This is a genomic window from Pseudomonadota bacterium, assembly GCA_034660915.1.
GTDB lineage: Bacteria > Desulfobacterota > Anaeroferrophillalia > Anaeroferrophillales > Anaeroferrophillaceae > DQWO01.
Genome location: JAYEKE010000059.1, coordinates 1566 through 4462 on the forward strand (window position 1 = coordinate 1566; position 2897 = coordinate 4462).

Here is a 2897-nt window from a genome sequence, read left to right on the forward strand (position 1 = left end):
TAGATACTCCCTCCGCGCTCCATATATTCTTCCAGATATTTCCGGTCCGGCTCGAAAAAATCACGGTACAGTTCCGCGGGGATGCCCACGTCCTGGTAGAAGGCCATGATCACCGCCTTGGTGGCTGAAAATCCCCCTTCGGGTCCGGTGAGGGCATGGGAGATGGCGTAAATCAGCGAGTCCCGGATAATTCCGTCAAACCGGCCTTCTTTTTGCAGGTTGACTTCAAAATAGTTGAAGCCGTGGGGTCGGATCTCGGGGTTGCACAGCAGGGTAAAGTCAGGATTCTGTTCCCTGGTGTAGGCTACCAGCTGGGCTTTTGAAAATCGCTGCTTCAATGATTCTTCCAGCTCATGGAAAATAAACTCGCAGACGGCGAAATGGCGGAACAGTTTGCCGTGCTCATCTTCAATGAAGTGAGAAACGGTGCCGTTTTCATGGTTGAAATAGATGATTCCGGCGCGAAATTCCCGGGGGATCTTTTCCAGCTGGTGGAAGGCATTGGCAATAACCTCATCATCGACCCGATCCACAATGGCCGGCAGTTCATGGACTGATTCCTGCCTGGTCTGGGCGACGTAGTCAACGGCACCGCAGTGTTGTCCGTGGGCGATGATGACGCTGGGTCGGCGGCTGGGGGCGTAGACCACGTTGCCGGCATTGGAAAAAACCCGGACATTGCCCAGCTGGTTCAGGACGTTTCTGACCGCCCCGTTGCGCTGGTCGGCACAAAGGTAGACATCGAAAAGCTTTCCCCGACGATCCAGGCCGATGGCGGCAATGAACTGCCGGGTACGGCTGAAGGCCCGGTCGCTTTCAATGTCCCGGATGGAAATGGGGGATATTTTCCCCCAGCTGAGTGATTTAATCATGAGAACACCGGTTCAAGGTTTAAGGTTTAAGGTATAAGGTGTAAGGTCTAAGGTTCAAGGACAAAGACAAAAGCTAAAGCGGGCTATGCCCGCAACCCAAATTAAGGTATCAGGATGTTCCGGCATGGTTCTCGCTCATTCTCGCCGGCCGTCCATGGCCGGCTTCCGAGGCGTCCGCCGCGAATCACATCGTGTGATTCGTTCGGCGGCCAATACCGCTATGAGCCAAGTCCGAACATCCTGAATGTGTTCCCGAGCCTTGCATAAGTTTCTTCATCGGAACCTTTGCCTGACGGCAAAGAACCCGTGAAGCACTTAGCAATTTCTTGTTTTTTTCACCCCTCAGGGGAGTACTGAAAAAAGTGACAGACTTTCAGGAGTAAGGTACTAACGGCTAACAGCCAATAGCTAAAATGGGATATCGTCCTCGTTGACCGGCGGTCCCTGCTGTTGGTTCATGCTGCCGGCACTGCCACCGCCACCGTATGATGAGGATCTTTCGCTGGTATTGCCACCGCCGGCCGCCGCGTCCCCGGCGCCGCCCAGCATCTGCATGTTCTGACAGAGAATTTCGGTGGACCAGCGCTTGATGCCTTCCTTATCTTCCCAGCTGCGGGTCTGGATTTTACCTTCGATATATACCTGCTTTCCCTTGTTGAGATACTGGGCGCAGATTTCCGCCAGTTTGCCGAAAGTGATAATCCGGTGCCATTCGGTTCTTTCCGTTTTCTGCCCGTCTTTGGTCCAGGTTTCGCTGGTGGCGAGATTAAAAGTGGTGAACGGGTTGCCGCTGCTGCCGTATTTCATTTCCGGGTCAGCGCCGAGACGGCCCACCAGGATGACTTTGTTTACTCCTCCTCCGGCCATGATTTTTCCTCCTCTTTTGGATCGGTTGAATGTCCTTGCTGTGTTCGGTTAATTATGGCATTAAATTAGCATACCATTGACTGAAATCAAAGGAAATTATAAAAAACTGTTTTTGACATTATCAGCTTGCTATCTTAAATCATCGTATGCTATGCGATGAAAAAATTTTGTCAGGGAGGAAACAATGAAAGAAGTTAAGACTGTTGGAGTTGTGGGATTCGGAGTAATGGGGGCCTTGATTGGCTTGAACGCGGCCATGTCCGGCTACCGGGTGGTATTCAAGGAGCTTAATGATGATCTGGTCAAGTCCATGTATGAAAAAGGGATCATCAAGCCTTTAAGCAAGCGGGTTGCCAAGGGGAAAATGACCCAGGAACAGATGGATGAGCTGGCGGCGAAGATTACCGGCACCAGCCGTTATGAGGATCTGGCGGTTTGTGATCTGGTCATCGAGGCGGCAATCGAGAAAATGGATCTCAAGATCCAGGTGTTTGCCGAACTGTCGGCTGCCTGTCCGCCGGATACCATCCTGGTCAGCAATACCTCGACCTTTCTGATTGAAAAGCTGATGGAAAAGGTGGAAAATCCCGAAAGAACCGCCGGCCTGCACTACTTTTTCCCGGCAAATGTTAACCGCCTGGTGGAAGTTATTCGCCAGCGGCAGACCAGCGATGATACCTATGAAGCCCTGATGGAGTTCGCCCGCCAGAACCGTAAAGTGCCGATTACGGTAAGAGATTTTCCTGGTTTTGCCATCAACCCGGTCTTCATTGCCTCGTATCTGGTTCTTGATTCCTTCTATGGCGATCAATACAATGCCATCACCCTGGAGAAATTGTCCCAGGAAGCCCTGGGGGTGAAGTTCGGCATCATGTGGGTGCAGAATGCTGCCGGTCTGGGAACCTGCTACCATGCCGGGAATTCCATGGTCGAATACCTGGGCGATTCTGATATCGGTTATACTGCAGTTCCCGAATCGTTGAAAACTAAGTTTGAAGCCGGCGAACTGTGGGATATTGAAAATGGTGAGGTGCTGGCTGACGAGGCCGCCGGGAGCCAGGTGAAGGATCGTCTGCTGGGGGCGATATTTGCCATCTCAACCCATTTGATTGAAAAAGAAGTGGTCAGTCTGGGCGACCTGGAACTGGGGATCAAGAC

At 52.0% G+C, this 2897-nt stretch carries 3 protein-coding genes; 1 reads left to right on the plus strand and 2 read right to left on the minus strand.

Going from position 1 to position 2897, the window contains the following annotated elements:
- Both U9P07_03650 and U9P07_03655 read right to left on the minus strand, forming a co-directional pair.
- On the minus strand, positions 1-872 hold an 872-nt coding region (locus U9P07_03650; GenBank protein MEA2108492.1), incomplete at its 3' end, for a hypothetical protein.
- Positions 873-1280: 408 nt separating this feature from the next.
- A complete protein-coding gene (locus tag U9P07_03655) occupies positions 1281-1739 on the minus strand; it encodes a single-stranded DNA-binding protein (protein MEA2108493.1) in 459 nt (152 codons plus the stop codon).
- Positions 1740-1923: 184 nt separating this feature from the next.
- On the opposite strand from U9P07_03655, the gene U9P07_03660 reads away from it, so the two are divergent.
- Positions 1924-2897, plus strand: a 974-nt coding sequence (locus U9P07_03660) for a 3-hydroxyacyl-CoA dehydrogenase family protein (protein ID MEA2108494.1), incomplete at its 3' end; no start/stop codon positions are given.